Annotated in this window: 13 protein-coding genes and 1 pseudogene; 5 read left to right on the top strand and 9 right to left on the bottom strand. The window is 72.3% G+C overall.

Annotation, left to right across the window (positions count from 1 at the left end; translation table 11 throughout):
• Positions 1 to 70: 70 nt before the first annotated feature.
• Positions 71 to 1,354, bottom strand: a complete 1,284-nt coding sequence (locus ACZ4VT_RS00465; protein WP_467945261.1) for a ricin-type beta-trefoil lectin domain protein — start codon at positions 1,352 to 1,354, stop codon at positions 71 to 73.
• A 797-nt stretch (positions 1,355 to 2,151) separates the two neighbouring features.
• Between ACZ4VT_RS00465 and ACZ4VT_RS00460 the strand changes: the two genes are divergently transcribed.
• Positions 2,152 to 2,559: an FKBP-type peptidyl-prolyl cis-trans isomerase gene (locus ACZ4VT_RS00460; protein ID WP_467945259.1), complete on the top strand. Its 408-nt coding sequence runs from the start codon at positions 2,152 to 2,154 to the stop codon at positions 2,557 to 2,559.
• Here the strand turns inward: ACZ4VT_RS00460 and ACZ4VT_RS00455 are convergent.
• Positions 2,457 to 3,035: a hypothetical protein gene (locus ACZ4VT_RS00455; protein WP_467945257.1), complete on the bottom strand. Its 579-nt coding sequence runs from the start codon at positions 3,033 to 3,035 to the stop codon at positions 2,457 to 2,459. The genes ACZ4VT_RS00460 and ACZ4VT_RS00455 overlap by 103 nt on opposite strands.
• 291 nt (positions 3,036 to 3,326) lie before the next feature.
• Here ACZ4VT_RS00455 and ACZ4VT_RS00450 point away from each other — a divergent pair, with 291 nt between their 5' ends.
• From ACZ4VT_RS00450 to ACZ4VT_RS00435, 4 genes and pseudogenes are all read left to right on the top strand, one after another.
• Positions 3,327 to 3,734 carry a LamG domain-containing protein gene (locus ACZ4VT_RS00450; protein ID WP_467945255.1) on the top strand — a complete coding sequence of 136 codons (408 nt, stop codon included), beginning with the start codon at positions 3,327 to 3,329 and terminating at the stop codon, positions 3,732 to 3,734.
• A 261-nt stretch (positions 3,735 to 3,995) separates the two neighbouring features.
• Positions 3,996 to 5,876: a serine/threonine-protein kinase gene (locus ACZ4VT_RS00445; RefSeq protein WP_467945253.1), complete on the top strand. Its 1,881-nt coding sequence runs from the start codon at positions 3,996 to 3,998 to the stop codon at positions 5,874 to 5,876.
• A 155-nt stretch (positions 5,877 to 6,031) separates the two neighbouring features.
• The gene (locus ACZ4VT_RS00440) at positions 6,032 to 6,400 is read left to right on the top strand and encodes a hypothetical protein (protein WP_467945251.1); all 369 of its coding nucleotides are present in this window, start codon (positions 6,032 to 6,034) and stop codon (positions 6,398 to 6,400) included.
• 223 nt (positions 6,401 to 6,623) lie between these two features.
• Positions 6,624 to 6,731, top strand: a pseudogene (locus ACZ4VT_RS00435) (aspartate 1-decarboxylase); the annotation flags it as partial.
• Positions 6,732 to 6,749: 18 nt separating this feature from the next.
• Here ACZ4VT_RS00435 and ACZ4VT_RS00430 read toward each other — a convergent pair.
• The 7 genes from ACZ4VT_RS00430 to ACZ4VT_RS00400 form a co-directional block, all read right to left on the bottom strand.
• Positions 6,750 to 8,357, bottom strand: coding sequence for an alpha/beta fold hydrolase (locus ACZ4VT_RS00430; RefSeq protein ID WP_467945250.1), 1,608 nt, complete (start codon positions 8,355 to 8,357; stop codon positions 6,750 to 6,752).
• A gap of 12 nt (positions 8,358 to 8,369) precedes the next feature.
• Positions 8,370 to 9,926, bottom strand: a complete 1,557-nt coding sequence (locus ACZ4VT_RS00425) for an alpha/beta fold hydrolase (RefSeq protein ID WP_467945248.1) — start codon at positions 9,924 to 9,926, stop codon at positions 8,370 to 8,372.
• A gap of 141 nt (positions 9,927 to 10,067) precedes the next feature.
• Positions 10,068 to 11,408, bottom strand: a complete 1,341-nt coding sequence (locus ACZ4VT_RS00420) for a diacylglycerol/lipid kinase family protein (protein WP_467945247.1) — start codon at positions 11,406 to 11,408, stop codon at positions 10,068 to 10,070.
• 58 nt (positions 11,409 to 11,466) lie between these two features.
• The gene (locus ACZ4VT_RS00415) at positions 11,467 to 12,756 is read right to left on the bottom strand and encodes a cation:proton antiporter (RefSeq protein WP_467945245.1); all 1,290 of its coding nucleotides are present in this window, start codon (positions 12,754 to 12,756) and stop codon (positions 11,467 to 11,469) included.
• 115 nt (positions 12,757 to 12,871) lie between these two features.
• Positions 12,872 to 13,633, bottom strand: a complete 762-nt coding sequence (locus tag ACZ4VT_RS00410) for a maleylpyruvate isomerase family mycothiol-dependent enzyme (RefSeq protein ID WP_467945243.1) — start codon at positions 13,631 to 13,633, stop codon at positions 12,872 to 12,874.
• Positions 13,634 to 13,765: 132 nt separating this feature from the next.
• Positions 13,766 to 16,612: an NHLP bacteriocin export ABC transporter permease/ATPase subunit gene (locus ACZ4VT_RS00405; RefSeq protein WP_467945896.1), complete on the bottom strand. Its 2,847-nt coding sequence runs from the start codon at positions 16,610 to 16,612 to the stop codon at positions 13,766 to 13,768.
• An 88-nt stretch (positions 16,613 to 16,700) separates the two neighbouring features.
• The gene (locus ACZ4VT_RS00400) at positions 16,701 to 18,827 is read right to left on the bottom strand and encodes an NHLP family bacteriocin export ABC transporter peptidase/permease/ATPase subunit (protein ID WP_467945241.1); all 2,127 of its coding nucleotides are present in this window, start codon (positions 18,825 to 18,827) and stop codon (positions 16,701 to 16,703) included.
• Between the last annotated feature and the right edge of the window lie 208 nt (positions 18,828 to 19,035).

Here is a 19,035-nt window from a genome sequence, read left to right as displayed (position 1 = left end):
GTGCTGTTCCGCTGATCCATGCCGGTACGGCCGGGGGTGGCGGATACGTCCGCCGCCCCGGCCTCCGGGCTCAGCCGGTCAGTGTCCACTTCTGGTTGGCGTTGCCCGTGCACCACCAGATCAGGACGGGGGTCGCGTCGGCCGGGTCCTGGTTGCGCACGTCCACACACTTGTCGGCCGTGATGTTGACCAGGTCGCGGGTGGTCGCGTTGTAGTCGAACCGCTGCGCGCCGGTCCCGTTGCACTGCCACAGCTGGACCTTCGTGCCCGGCTCGGTCGAAGCGCCGTTCACATCCAGGCATTTGCCGAGCGCGCGGACGGTCCCGTCACCGGGGAGGGTCCAGCGCTGGGCCGGGGTTCCGTTGCACGTGTAGAGCTGGACCGGGGTGCCGTCGGCGGTCTGCGAGCCGGCCACGTCGAGGCACTTTCCGGCGAGGCCGACGAAGGCGCCGGTGGTCCCTCCGCCGCTGCCACCGTCCCAGGCCGTGACGCGGACGTGGTCGACGACCAAGTGGTTCGGGAAGGCGGTGGAGCCGTCCGGGTTGCCCGGCCAGTCCCCGCCGACCGCGAGGTTGAGGATCAGGAAGAACGGCTTGTCGAACACCCACTGTCGGCCGCCCAGGTCCGCCGGGGTGCGCCGCTGAAAGACCTGCCCGTCCACGGACCAGGTGATCGAGTCCGGGGCCCAGTCGACGGCGAAGGTGTGGAAGTCGTCGGCGAACGCCCGCCCGCCGGAGAGGGTGTACGCGGCTCCGATGCCGCCGCCACCCGAGTAGCCGGGGCCATGGAGCGTGCCGTGCACGGTGCCGGGCTCGTAGCCGACGTTCTCCATCACGTCGATCTCTCCGCTGTTGGGCCAGCCGACCTGGCCGATGTCGTGGCCGAGCATCCAGAAGGCCGGCCACATGCCCTGTCCGCGCGGCACCTTCATGCGGGCCTCCACGTGCCCGTACGTCTGGGTGAAGCGGCCCGCGGTGTTCAGCCGGGCGGAGGTGTACTCGCACCGGCCGTACCAGCACTGGTGGTTGCCCGGGTTCTCGCGGCGCGCGGTGATGACCAGGTGCCCACCGCCGTCCAGCGCGGCGTTGGCGGCGCCGGGGGTGTAGTACTGCCGTTCGTGGTTGTTGACGTTGTCCCCGGTCTCCGTCTGCCACCTGCCCGGGTCAACCGCCGCGCCCGCCGGGCCGTCGAAGTTGTCCTCGAACGTGACCGCCTGCGCGGCGACGGCCGGACCGGACGGTGGGGCGGCTTCGGCGGCGGGGAGCGTCCAGCCGAGCGTCACGGCCGTCAGGGCGGCGGCCGCGACGGCCGCCCGGCCCAGGACGCGGCGGCGGGTGTGTAAGAACACGGACATGGGGGCCTCAATCTCTGCTGGTCCAGACCTGCGCTGGCCGGAGTGAACCGCAAGGCCGTGTACCTGTCAACCTCCGGGAAACCCGGCAGGAATCCGGCACCGCTCCGCACGCACGCCGGTCACCATGCCACTGGCCGCGCCCCCATCTGGGTCGGCCCTCCTCCAGGTCGTCCTCGGGCAGGACGAACACGCTGCGGGCGGGCGTCTGTGACAAGTCGGATGCCTCGTGTGTGACAACCAGGCTGCCTCGACCGTCCCCATTCGCCGGCTCAGCTGGTCCCGCTGGTGACAACTCCTGAGCTTCGGCTCAGCAGACGAAGAACTTGCTGGTCTCCTACTCTCCCGAAGAAACTCGGCATCTTCTGGTTACGCCCGCAGGGCGGGGATACGCAGGGTGGTCAGTTGGCCGGCTCGCGCCATCGTGCGCCGTCGCTCCGGACCTCGGCGATGCTCGGGTGGCGCACCGCGTCCGATCTGTCAGCGGCGAGGTGGGCGGGGAACTGGGTCCCTACGGTCCGGTCGGGCCATGCGCAGGCATCGTGGTGAGGGAGTGCCTCATCCAGCCGGCCCCGGCGGCCCGGGGTGCACGGCCAGTTCGCCGGGCGCTTGCCGACCTGTGCCAGCACGTCGTCCCATCGGACCCGCCGCCCTCCCACCGTGATAACGACAGGCCGGGGGCTCGCGGTGTGCCGGCAGGTGGATCGGCATTTCTCGGTAGCGTGACCCTCTGACGCACGCGGTGTCCAGGTGTCCTGCCGGTCCGTGCTGGGTTTCCGACGGAGAGTGATGAGGCTGCCATGAGTGAACTGACGAAGCCCGAGGTCGACGTTCCCGAGGGTGACGCTCCTACTGAGCTGACCGTCCGGGACCTGGTCGTCGGGGACGGGGCCGAGGTGAAGGCGGGCATGGTGGTCAAGGTCCACTATGTCGGGGTGACCTTCGAGTCCGGGAAGGAGTTCGACGCCTCCTGGGACCGGGGCCAGCCGTACAAGTTCGCCCTGGGCAGCGGCAAGGTCATCAAGGGCTGGGACCGGGGGGTGAGGGGGATGAAGGTCGGCGGTCGGCGCGAGATCATCGTCCCCCCGCGTCTCGGCTACGGCAATCAGTCGCCCTCGCCGCTGATCCCGGCGGGCTCGACCCTGGTCTTCGTGGTGGACCTGGTTGACTCGTATTCCAGTGCAGCCGGGTGGAGCAGCGCCCGGTGACCCTGGCCTCTCCTCCCCTTGGACACGCCGCGCCCTAGGTCGGCGGCCCGGCGCCTGCCCCGTTGGCGGCGCGGGTACGGGAAGAGCCGTGGCGAGCGTTCGGCCCCGTCCTCGACCCAGCCGAAGGCCAGGACCGGCAGGCCGAGCAGCGGGAGAGCCACCAGCGGCGTGAACCATTGGCTGGCCAGCAGCCACCGGAAGTTCGCGTGGACGAAGGGGACGCTCCAGAGCGGGTCGATCAGCGGGATGGCGACCACCAGGGCGACCTGGTGCCAGAGGCAGACGCTGACAGCGCGTGCGTTGGAGATGGTGGTGAAGCGGTAGCCCTGGGCCTGCGGTTTGTCGATGATCTGTAAGAGCGCGTCGATGGTCTGGATCCGGTCGCCACCCGCGTGGTGCAGCAGGATCAGCTCTCCCGCACCGGGCCCTGGACGGCATCGCCGCCTTGACGATCTCCTCGAAGCCGGGACGCTCACCGGGTAGAGGCGTCGGAGGAGTACGGCGGGCGGAACAGCGCCCTGTGGACGCCCGCCACGCCGGCCAGCGCCGGCTGCGTCTGCCGATGCCCCCGTCCTCAGCACCGCGCCGACCCCGTCCGGGCCGCCGGGAACCCTGTTCGACGACTTCCACTACAGCGGCACCGACGACCCCGCGCTCACCGCCAACGGCTGGGGGGTCCGCAACGGCGCGGGCAGCCCGGGGATCAAGGACACCTGGTCCGGCACCCGCGCCGGCTTCCCCTCCGACACGACCGCCAGGGAGGCCGGGTGCTGCGACTGCACGCCTCCACCGACGGCACCCCGCAGGGCACCAGGCAGGTCGAGGTGCAGCGCACCGGCACCGACCTCTTCACGGGGACCTACGCCGCCCGGGTCCACTTCAGCGACAAGCCGCCGAGCGGTCGCGACGGCGACCACGTCGTGCCGACCCCCTTCCCGATTTCCCCCTCGGACTCCTCGGCGAACCACAGCGAACTCGACCACGCGTACCTGCCGAACGGCGGGTGGGGCTCGGTGGGGCCGCAATTCGACAACGTCACCTGGTACGAGGCCGATCCGCCGGACCGGGTCAGCTACAAGGCCGGTGAGGCCGTTCCCCAGGCGGAGGTCCAGAAGACGGTGGACGGCTTCTACCGTGCCGGTACCCACTACATCAACACGGTGCCGAGGTCCTGACTCCGGTCCGGGGTTCCGGCGGCCGAGAATCGTTTCTCCGATCGGCCGCCCGCTACTCCGGAAGCGGCAGAAGCCCGCCGCTGCCGTGCCGTTCATCCTCCTGCCGCGATCCGAGTCGGACGAACAGCCTTCAGCCCGAGCCATCAACTACCTCAGCCGGCCCGGTGGTCCGGGGCGGGGGTGGTCCGGGCATTGGGTACGCTCTCGGTTGACTTCGGGGCGCCGGCAGGTGCTGAATCGCCGCAATCAGAGATGGATCCCATGGGCAGCGCACCTTCCGCCGACTTCTTCCAGCCACTCAAGGCGGACGACCCGGCCGTCGTGGGCGGCTACCGCCTGGCGGCCGTGCTGGGCGCGGGCGGCATGGGCAAGGTCTACCTCTCCTACACACCGGGCGGCCGGCCCATCGCCATCAAGGTGATCCGGCCCGAATTCAGCGAGGACCCCGAGTTCCGGCGGCGCTTCCAGCAGGAGGTGCGGGCCGCGGAGCGGGTCCAGGGGCTCTACACCGCACCGGTCATCGACTCGGACACCGAGGGCCCGCAGCCCTGGCTGGCCACGGCCTACGTACCCGGCCCCTCGCTCGCCCACGCCGTCGCCCGGCACGGCGCGCTGCCGGTGCGCAGCGTGCTGCTGTTGACCGTCGGGGTCGCCGAGGCGCTGCACGTCATCCACGGCGCGGGCATCGTCCACCGGGACCTGAAGCCCGCCAACGTGCTGCTCGCCTCCGACGGCCCGCGCGTCATCGACTTCGGTATCGCCCGGGCCGCCGACTCCACCGCTCTGACCAGTACCGGCGTCAGCGTCGGCACCCCCGCCTTCATGGCGCCCGAACAGGCTTCGGCCGGCACGGTCACCCCGGCCACCGACGTCTTCGCCCTCGGGCAGATCGCGGCCTTCACCGCGATCGGCGCCTCCGTCTTCGGCGACGGGCCCTCGCACGCGGTGCTCTACCGGATCGTGCACGAGGACCCCGACCTCAGCGCCCTGCCCGCGGAGTTGCGGCCGGTGGTGACCCGCTGCCTCAGCCGCGACCCGGCCGACCGCCCGACCCTGACGGAGGTCATCGAGCTGTGCAACGCGGCTTCGGAGGCTCCGCTTCGCCAGGGCGAGGACTGGCTGCCGCAGGCCGTCGCCGGTTCCATCACCGAGCGGCTGCGGCTGCCCGCGCCGGCGCCCACTCCGCCGCCGCAGCCGCAGCCGCCGACGGCCGCTCCGACGCCGACTCCGACGCCGACTCCGACCGAGGTTTCGCCGCAGTCGCCGGCCCCGGATGCGCCCGCGGCACCCGCCGCGGCGCCCGGATACACGCCGACCGGTGTGGCCGCCGCGCCGACGCAGACAGCTTCGGCGCAGGGGGCTCCGGGGGCCGTGCCGCCGGGTTACCCGACGCCGCCCCCGTACGCGCAGGCTTCGTACCCTCAGCCTCAGTACAACCAGCCGCAGTACAACCAGCCCCCGTACAACCAACCCCAGTACACGCAGCCCTCGTACGCCCCGGGCCACCACACGCAGCCGCCGTTCCACACCCAGGGCTTCGCGCCCGTTCCGCCCGCTTCCGCGCGCCCCAAGCGGACGGGGCTGATCGTCATCGGGGCGGTGGCGGCGGCGGTCATCGGCCTCGCGGTCATCGGGTCCCTGCTGCCGGACGGCTCCGGCAAGGGCGGGGGCGACAAGGCGTCGTCGGGCGGCGGCAGCACCTCACAGCAGCGGCCCGACCCGCAGCCGGTCTCGTACCAGGGCATCGACGTGCCCCAGAACCACCAGCTGATGTTCGCCGACAACCCGCCGCGCCCGGCCGAGGAACCGACCGGCGCCGGGGTGCTCTACGGGCACGCCGACCTCTTCTACTACCGCGACACCCTGTTCGGGGACGAGAAGTTCGGTAGCACGAACGGCAAGCTCGTCCTGCTGAACAACTCCGAGAAGGGCTCCCTGGAGACCTGCCGCGCCGTGACCCGCTTCACCGAGAAGGTCGGCCTCGACCAGCTCACGGACGGGTCGCAGGTCTGCGTGCTGAGCAAGGCCGGCCACATCGCGCTGGCGACCTTCCGCGGCAGGTCCGGCGCGAAGAACGAGACCTCCTTCATCACCGTCGACCTGACGGTCTGGCGCAATGCCGAGGCAGCGGCGAAGAACTGAGGCGGCGTCAACGCCGCGTGTGCCCAAACCCCTTGTGTGGGCTGGACGGCGAGCGCGGTCCTTGCAGGGGCGGTCGAACTCGTCGACGATGCTTTCAGACCCCGGCCTTCCGGATCCACCGGGCCCGGCTCGGGCAGGGGAGAACAGGGGAGACAGTGACAACGAACAGCAATCGGAAGAAGCGCCCGATGGTCGCGGCGGCCATCATCCCGCTCTTCGTGCTCGCCGGGATGCTACTGGGTCCCGCGGCGACCGCCTCGGCGGCCGCTCCGCCCGCCCGGCAGGCTCCTGCCGCCGCGGCGCTGCCGCAGGGTGGTCTCCTTGCCGGCGGCGGCGTGGCCACCGGTCTCCAGGCACCGGTGTCGTCCCGGGTCCAGGCCACCACCGGGAACAAGAAGGGCAAGAAGAAGAGCAAGAAGAAGGGCGGCCTGTTCAAGAAGCTCTTGATCGTCTTGGTCGTGGTCATCGTGCTGCTCGTCGTCCTGTACGGGGTCCGCCGGGCTCTGCGCCGCAGGTCCGCGTAGAAAACGGCACGGGGCCGGTGGTCATCGCCCGGCCCGCACCCGCCGGCGGCGTACGCCGGCACCACCGCCTCCGGAGTCCGGCGGCGGCGGCGGTCAGGACGACGGCGAGGCTTGTCGGTACGCAAACGAGCACGTTGATGGACGACGGCCCACGCTGCCCGCCATCCTTGAGCGCCTACCACCGGCTGAGCGGTGTCCCGGTGCTGTGCAACACCAGCGCGAAGTCGTCCACGTGGACGGCGACAACCGCATCGTCGCCCTGGGCGCGGACCCGTCCGAGCCGGTGCCCGGTTCGGACCAGGAACGCAGGCCGCAGGCGGTCGGGGCCTGAGGCCGCGGGCCCGGCGGCTCAGGGCCCGATCTCGAACTCGGGCGCCTTCAGGCTGTTCAGGCACGCGGTCTTCGGCGCGGCCGGGTCGTCGAAGAACGAGACGGTGATCTCCTGGGCGCACTTCGAGGTGGCGAACACCACGTGCGGCTCGTACGGGACCGTGACGACCTTCGCCTTGCTCAGCGTACGGGCGACGTAGGGCCCGTTGTCCGCCCCGGTCTGGGAGTCGAACCCGCCCGACAGGGCGAGGGTCGGGATGTCTCCGCGCGTGGCGTCCCGGATCGAGGGCGGCGCCGCGGGGACGTCCCAGGCGGCGCAGTCCGGACGGAGGAAGGTGAGCTGCGGAGCCTGGGCCTGTACCGAGCGGGGGTACGACGGGAAGGTCTCCTGTGCGCCCCGGAGCGCCTGCGCCTGGCTCTCGTACGGTGTCCACTCGCTGCAGAAGACGCCGTAGGCGAGCCCGTGCGCGACCCGTCCCATGGCCTGGGGGCTGAGCTTGCCGCCCGCCCACTGCTGGGCGATCCGCTGCGGTTTGCCGTGTGCCAGCTCGTCGAGGGCGGCCGGAACCTGGGGCGCCACGTGGGTGGCGGAGGTCATCCAGTTCACCAGGGCCCCGCCGTCCAGCACGACCTTCACCGGCTTGTCGCTGCCGGGGAGTGTGACGGTGGTGGTGACCGGCTTGGCTTCGAGTTCGCGGACGAGCCTGTCGAAGGTGGCCGACAGGTTCGGATGACGCTTGTTGCACGCGGGCTGCTCCGCGCAGGCCTTGAACAGGCCGTCGAAGCCCTGCCGGGCGCTGCTCCAGGTCGCGGCCGACCCGGACGTGGACGGCGGCAGTATGCCGTCGAGGCCCACCGAGCGCAGCCCCTCGGGGTGCAGGCGCATGGAGACCAGCGCCAGGTGGGTGCCGTAGGAGATCCCGAACAGGTTCCACTGCTTGAGGCCCAGCGCGGTGCGCAGGTCCTCGTAGTCGGCGGCGCTCTCGGTGTCGTTGTAGGCGCTGAGGTCGATCCCGCGGGCCGCCAGTTGGTCGCGGCAGGCCTTCGTGGCCTCGACGTGCAGGCGTTCGGTGGACGGAGCGTCGTAGACGAGGCCGACCGCTCGCGCGTTGAACTCGTCGATGTTGGGGCAGAGAAGCGTCGGGTCGGCCGAGTACGTACCGCGCTGGGACATGAAGATCACGTCACGGTCGCGGTTCAGGCCGCCGTCGATCGCCATCTTCGCCTCGCCCACGGCGTCGTCTCCGGGTCCGCCCGCCAGCCACACGATGGGGTCGGGTTTCGGGGTGTCGGACACGGCGGGCACGATCGCGACGCCGAGCCTGATCATCTTGCCCGTCGACTCGGCGCGGTTCTCGGGCACGGTGAGCGTGCCGCAGCGGGCCCCTTCCAGCTCCTCGATCGGTTCCGGGGTCTTCGGGCAGGGTCCCGGCTCGAAGCGGGCGTCGCCCACCGTCCGCGCGACCGTACCGATCGGCGCTCCGGGGCCGGTACTGGCGTCGGTGCGGGAGTGAGCCCCGGCGGGCGCGGCGAGCAGGCCGGTGACGAGGACACCGGTCGCCAGGGCGGCCGACGTGGTGTGGAGTCGTCGTACGGTGCGGCGGCGGGGCGCTTGCGGGCGGGTCATCTGGCCTCCCGGTCACTTCGGGATGATCGTGAACGGTGCGGGCTCGACGTCGTCCACGCACGCCGTGTCGGGCGCGGTCGGGCGAGCGAAGAACGAGGCCAGCACGCGCTGCGCGCAAGGGGACTGCGGGACCACCCAGTGGCCGATTCCGGGAACCTGCACGGCGGTCGAACGGGACAGGTCGCGGGCCACGCCCTTCGCCCAACTCGCCCCGGTCTTCACGTCGAACGTGCCGGAGATGAGGAGCGCCGGCACCGAGCTGACGGTGGCCACCCGCTGGACGGACGCGCGGTCCGGAACGTTCCACTCCCGGCACACCGGGTACTGGAAGGGCAGTTGCGGCGCCTGGGCCAAGACCGTGTCCGGCCACCCGGGGAAGGCCTTGCGCCCCGCCTTCAGCACGTCGGATTCCGAGTACCCCGGAGCCCACTCGGCGCACGCTATCGAGTTCGTCAGACCGTGGGCGAACTCCCCGGTCTTCTGGACCGAGCCGGCCGCTCGGGCCTGTGCGAAGCGCTCCGGGTTTCCGCGGCTGAGTTCGTCGAGCGCCGCCGGGATGTCCTTGGGCCGCGGGGTGAAGGCGACGATCAGGTTCAGCAGCGCGCCCCCGTCGAGGACGACCTTGACCGGCTTTCCGCCGCTCGGCGGCGTGACGTTCAGCGTCAGGGGGTTTGCCTCCAGCTTGCGCACCTGCTCCGTCAGCATGCGCGGCAGGTCCGGGTACCGGTCCTTGCAGGCGGGCTGCGCCGCGCACGCGTCGAAGATGTTGCGGATCCCCTCGGCGGTGCTGGTCCACGTCCACGGCAGGGTCACGACCTGGGGAGGTGTGATCGAGTCGATCGCCACGGCGCGGATTCCCTCGGGGTGCAGGCGCAGGTACGTGAGGGCCAGGTTGCTGCCGTAGGAGTACCCGTAGACGTTCCACCGGGGGATGCCCAGTGCCTTGCGCAGGTCGGCGAAGTCCGCGGCGTTCTCGGTGCTGTTGTAGGCGCTCGGATCGACGCCGTCGGCCGTCAGGCGGGCCCGGCAGTCCTTCACCGCCTTCAGCATGAGCTGCTGCGCCTGCGTCGAGTCGTAGCCCAGGCCCACGGCCTGCTCGTTGAAGCGGTCGACTTCCGGGCAGGCGAGGTTGGGCTGGTCGTAGAGGTTGCCGCGCTGGGCCATGAGGATCAGCTCGCGGTCCTTGTTCAGGCCGGAATCGATGAGGAAGGGGATGTCGTCGAACGTGTCGGCGCCCGGGCCGCCCGCCATGAACACCAGGGGGTCCTGGGCCGGCTTCGCCGGGTTGACGGCCGGGATGACCGCCACGGCCAGCTTGATGGTCCGGCCGCCGGGGCGGGAGCGGTTCTCGGGGACCTCCAGGAAGCCGCACCGTGCGCTGCCGAGCGCTTCGATGGGTTCGGGCGTCTTCGGACAGGGACCGGGCACGAACCGGGACGGGGCCGCGGTACCGGACCGGCCGGCGGACTGGGCGGGTGGTGACGCGGCGCTGCCCGGTGCGGGACCGAACGCTGTCAGGCAGACCAGAGCGGCTGCGGCCATCGCCGCGTGGATGCTGTGCTTCGGCATGTGATCCCGTTCCTCTGCCGACATCGGCGGCGGCCCCACCGGGCCGGGCCGCAGCGGTATGGACGGAACGCTCGCTCCCGACGCTACTCGGTGGAACGTACGCGCGCACTCGGAGCGACGAGAGGGGCGGCCGGCCGTCGGTCAGGCGGCCCCGTGTCCTGCCGCGGTTCGCCCCATCGTCAGGGCCAGGCGTCGTACCCGGCGCCAGTTCATCGGGGGCGCGGCGTGCGGGACGCCGGGCCGGTGGCGGGGCACGCGCACGCGCAGGGCGCCGGGCTCCAGACGGCAGCGGACCGGAGTGGGCAGTGTGAGGGCCTCGCCGTCGACGCCGACCGGGATGACGGGCGCGTCGGCGTCGACGACGACCTCGCGGGCGGTGGCCTCGGTCAGCCCGCGGCCCTGCCCACCGCGCAACAGGAGTTCCGTGGCTTCGGCGGCGTTGCCGACGCCGACGCACAGCACTCCCAGCTCGCCGGAGTCCAGCCGCCCTCGGCGTCCCAGTCCGGCCGAATCGCCCCGCTCGTACGGGTTGTTGCTCACGAGGACGGCCTGGGGGACGTCCTTGGTCAGCGAACCGGCACGGACGGTCAGCCGTGCGCCACTGTGATGGGTCAGCAGGTCCGGCAGCATCTCCAGGATGGTACGGGCCTTGTCGTCGCGGTAGGCGGGACTCTGCACGACTTCCGCGTACACGCCGAACGAGGCGTTGTTGAGGAAGACGCGGTCCGCGCTCCGGTCCGCGGGCTCTCCCGCCTGGAGGCAGCCCACGTCGATGCGCAGTTCGACGCCGTCGGTCAGGGCCTCCAGGCACGTGGAGGGGTCCTGCCGGTCCAGGCCGAGATCCATGGCGAAATGGTTGCGGGTCCCGGCGCTGATCACCACGAAGGGAAGGTCGTGCTCCACGGCCACACCGGCGACCAGGGCCTGCGTGCCGTCGCCGCCCGCGACGCCGAGCAGGTCGGCGCCGTCCCGTACGGCCTTCCGCGCCAGCTCGGCCACGTCCTGCCGCCGGGCCGGATCCAGTACGACGACCTCGGCGCCCAGGGCCCGCGCCCGCTCCGCCAGCCGGAACTTCTCGACCTTCCCGCCGCCCGAGCGCGGATTCATGATCAGGAACGGCCGCTGGGGCCGGCCCGCGGAGTGCTCCGGCATGCCGGGCGGGGTGTCGTCGACCAGCGCGGCCCGGCCCGCGGACACGGCCAGCGCCCACAGCGCGAGTGAGACCAGCACGACCCAGAGCAGCCCGGCAGCCGTGTACAGGATCAGGACTCCGAGCGGCGCGGCGACCGCGAGCAGTGCGGCCAGCGCCCTGATCCAGCCGGTGTGGGTGAGCAGCCACCACCCGCCGGCCGCCGTGAGCACCAGCCCCGCCCACCCCACGCCCATGAGCACGAGGCTGCCGAGCCCGGCGAAGACCACCAGCACCGCGAACGCCGCTGCGCCCGCCGCCAAGGCCAGTCGCGCGGCCCAGCGTCTGCTCATGGGGCAACCTCCCACCGCTCCACGGCTGCCGGACGGGACATTCGGCCTCCTCTTCAGGCTACGGGCGCTCACCCTGCGCAGCACGTCCGCCCGGGGCGCCCTCGCGCAGACCCGGGGAGGCGGCCGCGGCCTTCTCGTACCAGCGGCCGTACCGCTCGGCGAGGGGTACGGCCGAGACGCCGTGCAGGAGGACGCTGAGGCCGACGGTGATCGCGACCACGCGCCCCAGGAGGTCCACCCCCGGAACGTGTTCCTCCACCACGAGCAGCGCCAGCACCACGGACGCGAGGCCGCGTGGCCCGAACCAGCCGATGTACGCCACCGTGCGGGGCCGCAGTCCGCTCCCGGCGAGGGAGAGGATCACCGGCAGCATCCGGACGACGGTGAGGCTCAGCACCGCGTACAGGCAGATCCGCCAGCTCAGGTGCGCGAGGGTGGGGCCGAGCAGCACCGCCCCGAAGACGAGGAGGCTGATCGCCGCCAGGAGTCCGCCGAGGGTCTCGGTGAACTCGGCCGTGCGTTCGACGTCTCCCTGCTCGTCGCCGACCGGGAATTGGCGCAGGGCGAACCCGCAGGCGAAGCCTGCCACCCAGGCGGCGATGAACCCGCTGCCGTCCGTCACGAAGGCGAGTTCGTACGCCGCTGCCGCGACGGCCGGCGGGTAGATCTGCCACCACTCCCCCGCGACCCACCCCCGGGCCCGTGACCACTGCAGCAGCCGGCCTCCCAGCCAGCCGGTCAGCAGACCGATGGCGGTGCTCAGCACCAGGGCGCGCCAGAAGACTCCCGCGACGCCTTCCTGCGCGTAGTGCGTGCCGGGGATGGCCGCGAGGAAGAGGATGAAGAAGGGCAGCACCATGCCGTCGTTCAGGCCGCTCTCGACGTTCAGCCCGTCCCGTACGAGCGCCGGTACCCGGGGGTGGGTCATGGCGGTCTTGCCGAGGGCGGCGTCGGTCGGGGCGAGGATGGCTCCGACCAGTGCGAGCTCCCACATGGTCAGCCCCGGCAGCAGGGACCAGGCGAGGAGCCAGCCCGCGCCGATGCTCAGGGGCAGTCCGATGCCCAGCAGCCGCCCGGGCAGGAAGCCGCCGGTCCGGAGGTCCCGTCTGCGCACGTGCAGGGCGTCGGTGAACAGCACGAGCGTCAGCGTGGTCTCGAGGAGCGCCACGATCGGTGCGGCGTCGTGCCCCAGGCTGACGATGTCCAGCACGGCGGGCCCGAGCAGAACGCCGGCGCCGACGAACACGATCGCCGACGACAGGGGCGTGGTGGACAGCCGGCGCGAGCCCAGCGCGTACGCGGCCGTGACGGTCGCCGCCGCCGCGACGGTCCAGGCGCCACCGCTCATGACCAGCCCTCCAGATCCACCCGCCGGCCCCACCGTGACCTCGTTCCTACAGGTCGACGGAGCGTGACGGGCCGACGTCGGCAGGGACACGCCGCGTGGCGGGCCTCGCGGGGCGCTAGAAGGCCGAGTGGGCGAACCAGTGGGTGAGCAGGTCCTGGTCGCCGAGCAGCCGGAAGGCGTCGCTGCGGCGGTCGAGGCGGCCGTAGAGGAGGAGCAGGAGGTCTGCGGCGGTTCCCCGGACGGCGGCGTCCCCCGCGATGGGCCCGGCCTGGCCGGTCACGAGGGCGAAGCCGTCGGGGCGCAGGCCGACCAGCCAGTCGCCTTCACCATCTGTGCAGCTGAAGCGGATGGTCCGGTCAGGGGCGCGTAGTTGGGCGGTCAGCGGGGCGAAGGAGGACGCGAACGGCAGGTTGGTCAGGAACTCGTCGATGCCGTCGACCGCCAGTGGGCGGTCGATGTGCGGCGTGAGCCCGAGCGCGAGTTGGGCGTCGACGCGGTGGACGAGGGTCTCGAAGAGCATGCGCCGGACCCAGAACCGGGCGTGCTGGTCGACTCCCCAGGCCCACATCGGGGCGTCCGGGTCGGTGGCGGCGAACACCTCGGCGGCCTCCGCCGCGCTCGCGGCCAGCCAGTCGGGCAGGCCGTCGGGCCGCTCGGGCAGCCGCAGGTCCACCTCACGGCTGGTCGGCGGCTGCTGGACGCGTCGGCGCAACAGCTCGCTGAACCAGCGGTGCACGCTGCCGACGTGCCGCGTGAGGTCCTCAAGGGTCCAGCCGGGACAGGTCGGCACCGGGGTGGAGAGGTCGGCCGCCTTGACCGCGGCGACGAACGCGGCGGTCTCGGCTGCGACGGCCGCTCCGTGCTGGGCGGAGTTCATGTCCGTGCCCTTCCTCTGGTGCGCTGCCCGGGCGGCGTGATGCTTAACGGGGTGGATGGTTCATATCCTCAAGTATTAATCGACGGTAATTCTCAACCGTTGAGGATGTCAACTTTCCGCGCGCGCGGCCCGTCAGCGCAGTTGGCGGCGGACCAGGTCGTGGAAGAGGCCGGCCGTGTCGGCGAGCAGTTCCGCCGGTGGGCCCTGCTGGACGACGCGGCCGTCCTTCATCGCGATCACGCGGTCGGCGTCCATGATCGTGCTGAGCCGGTGGGCGATCACGATGCGGGTGGCGTGCAGGGCGCGGGTGGATTCGATGACCACGCGCTGGGCCTCGTTGTCCAGCGCGCTGGTGGCCTCGTCGAAGAACAGGACGCGCGGCTTGCGGATGAGGGCCTGGGCGATCATCAGCCGTTGGCGCTGGCCGCCCGAGACGGTGCCGCCGCCGTCGGACAGCATGGTGTGCATGCCCATTGGCATGGCCTTGATGTCCTCGGCCAGACCCGCCATCGCGGCGGCCTCCCACGCCTCCTCCGGCGAGAACGTCCCGGCGCCGCAGATGCAGTCGAGGATCGAGCCGGTGAAGGGCTGGGCGTTCTGCAGGACGACACCGCACTGGCGGCGCACGGCCGCCTGGTCGAGCGCGGCCAGGTCCTGGCCGTCGTAGAACACGCTGCCGGACAGGGGCTTGTCGAAGCCGATGAGCAGCCGCAGCAGTGTCGACTTGCCGCAGCCACTGGCGCCGACGATCGCCACGAACTCCCCCGGCCGGATGCGGAAGCCGACGTCGTCGAGGACGAGCGGGCCGTCGTCGGCGTAGCGGTACGACAGGTTCCTGGCCTCTATGGCGCCGGTCAGCTCCCCCGGCCGGGTACTGGAGCCGCCCACCTCGGGAACCTCCCGCAGGACCGGCTTGATCTGCTCGAACATCGGCAGTACGGCGGCCGCCGAGATCAGCGCACCGGTCAGCTGCGTGACCGACGACAGCAGCATCGTCAGCGCGGTGCTGAAGGTCAGGAATTCGCCGGCGGACATGGCGCCGCGGGCGGGTCCGGCCAGCAGGACGAACATCACCAGCGTGCACAGCGGCAGGTAGACGGCCCCCAGGACCGTGATGACGTTCTGGATCCGGCCGGTGCGCTGGTGCAGGTCGCGGGTACGGGCGAACTCCCGTGCCCAGGCCGCGTACGCGAAGCTCTCGGCGGCGGCCACGCGCAGCTTGGGCAGGCCGCGCAGCGTCTGGAAGGCCTGGTTGTTGAGCCGGTGGCCGAGCTTGATCAGCCGGCGCTCGTAGCGCAGCTGCCACAGCCCCAGGCCCAGGAAGACCCCGGCGATGACGACCAGCATCGCGAGCGCGGCCATCGCCAGCGGCACGCTGTAGACGAGCAGCAGGACGAGGTTCATCGCGCCGACCGCGCCCGCCTGGACGCAGACCGGGCCGATGCCGGACAGCACGCGGCGCATCGCGCTGATGCCCATCGCCGCGCCGGCCAGTTCGCCGGTGGAGCGGCCGGCGAAGAACGTCGCCGGCAGCCGCAGCAGCCGGTCCCAGACGGCCGGCTGCAAGGTGGCCTCGATGCGGCCCTCCATGCGCAGGAGGGAGGTGTTCTGCAGCAGCATGAACGCGGCCGAGACGATCGCGGTCGCGATCAGGGCCAGCCCGGTCTGCACGATGAGGCCGTTCTCGGCCTGCGGGACGTACCGGCCGAGGACCTGTCCGGTGGCGATCGGCACCAGCGCGCCGAGGACCACCGCGACCAACCCGCCCAGGAGGAGGCTGCGCAGCTCGGGGAAGGTGCCGCGCACGCTGAAGCGGAGCAGGGCCACCAGGCCCACCGGCCCGTCGGGCAGGGGGCGGTAGAGCATGATGCCGTGCGGTTCGAAGGCGGCCTCGTTGGTCTTCGAGACGCGCTCGCGCGTGCCGGTGGCGGGGTCGACCGCCTCGTAGCCGCCGCGCCGCCACAGCAGGGCGACGGGCGTGCCGTCCTTCTCCCGCCGGCCGACGAGCGGGCCGCTGTTCTCCCGCCACCAGCGCCCGCCGAGTCTGACCACGCGGGTGCGGATGCGCGAGGCGAGCGCGATGCGTTCGACGGGATCCAGCTGCTCGGACGCGGCGCCGGCCCCGCCCGGCTCGGACAGGGTGATCCGGGCCGCGGCGGCGACCGTGCGGCACACGGCGAAGGTCGCGTCGGCGCTCCCGCTCCGGTGGGGGTGCCGGCCGGAGCGGACGATGGACGCGAGCAGGGTGCGGTCCGCCTGGGTGCGCGCCGCCCGACCCGCCTCGATGCCGGCGGCCGTGCGGTCCTCGTGCGTGCGCTCGAGCTGTTCGATCCAGCCGTCGAGGGCGTACAGCAGCCGGTGCTGCTGGTCGACCATGCCCTGCCACATCGCGGCGTCGACGAGGAGGGTGCCCACCGCCTCCGCCTCGTACACGGCCCCGTACTGGACGCTGCCCGGGGTGAGCTGCATCCACAGGATGTCGTCGTCGGCCCCACCGTGCCCGGTGGTGGCGCTGCCGTCGAGGGGTGCCTGGCAGAGCACGCGCAAACCACGGCCGACGCCGCGCGCGAAGGCGTCCTCCAAGGGGCTCAGCCGTCCTGCGCCGGCGGTCCCGTACGGCACTTGGTCGGCGTACCACGCTCCGCCGTCGAACTGACCGGCCTGGAACTGACCGGCCCGGAACTGGTCGGCTTGGAACTGGTCGCCGTACTCCGGGCGGTACAGCTCCCGCAGTTCGATGCGGCGCAGCCAACACCCCTCCAGGGGACGGCCGACCAGGGTGTGATCGGGGCCCTCGGCCGGGCCCAGCAGCAATGTGCCCGGCTCCAGCCGGCCCAGGAAGTGCCAGTGACCGGCCTGCGCCGCGTCGACGGCGAACAGGTCCAGCTCGCCCTGTACGACGAGCCACAGGACGAGCGGGCCCTCCAGGGCCAGGCTGCGCAGGCCCGTGCAGTCGACGGGCGAGCCCAGTCCGCCCAGGGCCGCGACGACCGGGTCCGGGTTCCCGCCCGGCTGACCGGCGCCGTCGCCGGCGAAGCCGACGGTGCCGTGGTGTGCCTGCGTCACCTCAGTGCTCCTTGACCAGCGCGGCGTACGGGCCCTGGGCGGCGAGCAGCCGCTCGTGCCGCCCGCGTTCCACGACCGTGCCCCGATCCAGTACGACGATCTCGTCGCTGTCCCGCACGGTGCTCAGCCGGTGTGCGATGACCACGCAGGCGCAGCCACGACGGCGCAGGTTGTCGATGATGACCTGCTCGGTCACCGCGTCCAGGGCGCTGGTCACCTCGTCGAGGACCATGACGCTGGGGCGGCGCACCAGCGCCCGTGCGATCTCCAGCCGTTGGCGCTGGCCGCCGGAGAAGTTGCGGCCGTCCTGCTCGACGCGGCTGTGGATGCCGCCGGGGCGGCGGGCGACCACGTCGTGCACGGCGGCGTCCTCGAGGGCGGCGATGACGGCCTCGTCCGGGATGGAGGGGTCCCACAGGGTGACGTTGTCGCGGACGGTGCCCTCGAAGAGGAAGACGTCCTGGTCGACGAAGGAGACGGAAGCGGCCAGCGCGCCGCGCGGGATGTCCGCCAGCCGCATCCCGTCGATGCGGACGGCCCCCTCCCAGGGGGTGTAGAGGCCGGAGATCAGCCGGGAGACGGTGGACTTGCCACTGCCGGAGCCGCCGACGAGCGCGACCTGCTGACCGGGGCCGACCGAGAGCGAGAAGTCCTTGAGCAGCGGGGCGTCCAGTGGGCTGTAGCCGAAGGTGACGTGGTCCAGTTGTACGTGGCCCTTGAGGCGGCGGGTGCCGCCGGCGGGCTCGCGCCGCGCGTGGACCGGCGCGACGGGAAAGTTCTCGACGTCCTTGAGCCGGGCGACGTCGGCCGCGAAGTCCTGGATCCGGCCGGCGACGCCGCCCAGCCGGGAGATCGGCGCGGTGAAGCTGGTCACGAGGGCCTGGAAGGCGACGAGCAGGCCCACGGTGAGGTGTCCCTCGGCCGCCCGCAGGCCGCCGATCATCAGGATCAGCGCGCTGTTGAACGCCGCCAGCGTGGGCGCGACGATCGCCAGCCACGCGCTGGGCACGCCGAGCCGCTGCTGCACGTCGAGGGTGACGGCGTGCTGTCCGGCCCAGCGGCGGAAGAAGCCGTTCTCGGCGCCCGTGGCCTTCATGGTCTCGATGAGCTGGAGACCGCTGTAGGAGGTGTTGGTCAGCCGGGCGCTCTCGGCGCGCAGTTTCTGGGTGCCGGTGGCCCTCAGCCCGATCACGATCCGCATCGCCAGGACGTTGAGCAGCGCCACGGCCACGCCGACGAGGGTGAGCTGCGGATCGTACGTCCACAGCAGCACCGCGTAGAGCACGACCACCACGGCGTCCACGCCCGCGGCGGCCAGGTCGCGGGCGAGGGTCTCGGCGACCGCGTCGTTGGACTGCAGGCGCTGGACCAGGTCGGCCGGGTTGCGCTGGGAGTAGAAGGTGACCGGAAGCCGGAGCAGGTGCCGGAAGAAGCGGGCACTGCCGAGGGTGGAGGAGATGATGCGCCCGCGCAGCAGATTGGCCTGTTGCAGCGCGGTGAGCGTCGCGGTGAGGACGAGGGCGACGGCCATCGCGGCGAACAGGGCCCCCAGCAGGGACGTCTGCTCCCCGATGAGGAACATGTCGATGTACGTACGGCTGAGCGCCGGCACCGACGCCCCGACGGCGACCAGGAGCAGGCTGGAGAGCACGGCGGCGGCCATGGTGCCCGAAGTGCCGCGCAGGCGGGCCGGCATGGCGCCCAGGACGCCCGGCTTGCGGCCGCCGCGGCGGAAGCCCTCGCCGGGCTCGAAGGTGAGGACGACACCGGTGAAGCTGGTGTCGAACTCGTCCATGGGGACGAACCGGCGGCCCTTGCCGGGGTCGTTGACGTACACGCCGCGGCGGCCGAGCCGGCGGCCCGTGCCGTCGTAGACGACGTAGTGGTTGAACTCCCAGAAGAGGACGGCCGGCGCGCTCACCTCGGCGAGCGCGGCCAGGTCCATCTGCATGCCCTTGGCCGTCAGCCCGTAGCCGCGGGCGGCCTTGAGGAGGTTGCTGGCGCGGGAGCCGTCGCGGGAGACGCCGCAGGCGATGCGCAGTTCCTCGAGGGGGACGAAGCGGCCGTAGTGGCCGAGCACCATGGCCAGGGCGGCGGCGCCGCACTCCACGGCCTCCATCTGCAGCACGGTGGGGGTGCGTACGGGGCGGGGCGTCCGGCCCCTGGGGGCCGCGGGGGCGGGCGCGGTCCTGCGGCGGGTGCCGCCCCTGGGCTCGGGGGGGGGGGGGGGGGGGGAGGGGGGGGGGGGGGGGGGGGGGGGGGGGGGGGGGGGCGCGGTCGTGGTAGCAGCCAGCCGAAGGGGCGAAAGGCGGAGAGGGGGACAGAGCAAGTGAGCG

The organism is Streptomyces sp. NPDC029164 (genome assembly GCF_055563995.1).
The sequence above is the reverse complement of the archived record's forward strand: the minus strand, read 5'-3'. Positions and strand labels throughout refer to the sequence as shown.

What these genes read in the sequence shown, in the direction of transcription:
- ACZ4VT_RS00425 (WP_467945248.1), bottom strand. Translation starts at nt 9,926, where the DNA reads ATGCCGAAGCACAGCATCCACGCGGCGATGGCCGCAGCCGCTCTGGTC.
- ACZ4VT_RS00410 (WP_467945243.1), bottom strand. Translation starts at nt 13,633, where the DNA reads ATGAACTCCGCCCAGCACGGAGCGGCCGTCGCAGCCGAGACCGCCGCG.
- ACZ4VT_RS00430 (WP_467945250.1), bottom strand. Translation starts at nt 8,357, where the DNA reads ATGACCCGCCCGCAAGCGCCCCGCCGCCGCACCGTACGACGACTCCAC.
- ACZ4VT_RS00415 (WP_467945245.1), bottom strand. Translation starts at nt 12,756, where the DNA reads ATGAGCGGTGGCGCCTGGACCGTCGCGGCGGCGGCGACCGTCACGGCC.
- ACZ4VT_RS00460 (WP_467945259.1), top strand. Translation starts at nt 2,152, where the DNA reads ATGAGTGAACTGACGAAGCCCGAGGTCGACGTTCCCGAGGGTGACGCT.
- ACZ4VT_RS00420 (WP_467945247.1), bottom strand. Translation starts at nt 11,408, where the DNA reads ATGAGCAGACGCTGGGCCGCGCGACTGGCCTTGGCGGCGGGCGCAGCG.
- ACZ4VT_RS00465 (WP_467945261.1), bottom strand. Translation starts at nt 1,354, where the DNA reads ATGTCCGTGTTCTTACACACCCGCCGCCGCGTCCTGGGCCGGGCGGCC.
- ACZ4VT_RS00445 (WP_467945253.1), top strand. Translation starts at nt 3,996, where the DNA reads ATGGGCAGCGCACCTTCCGCCGACTTCTTCCAGCCACTCAAGGCGGAC.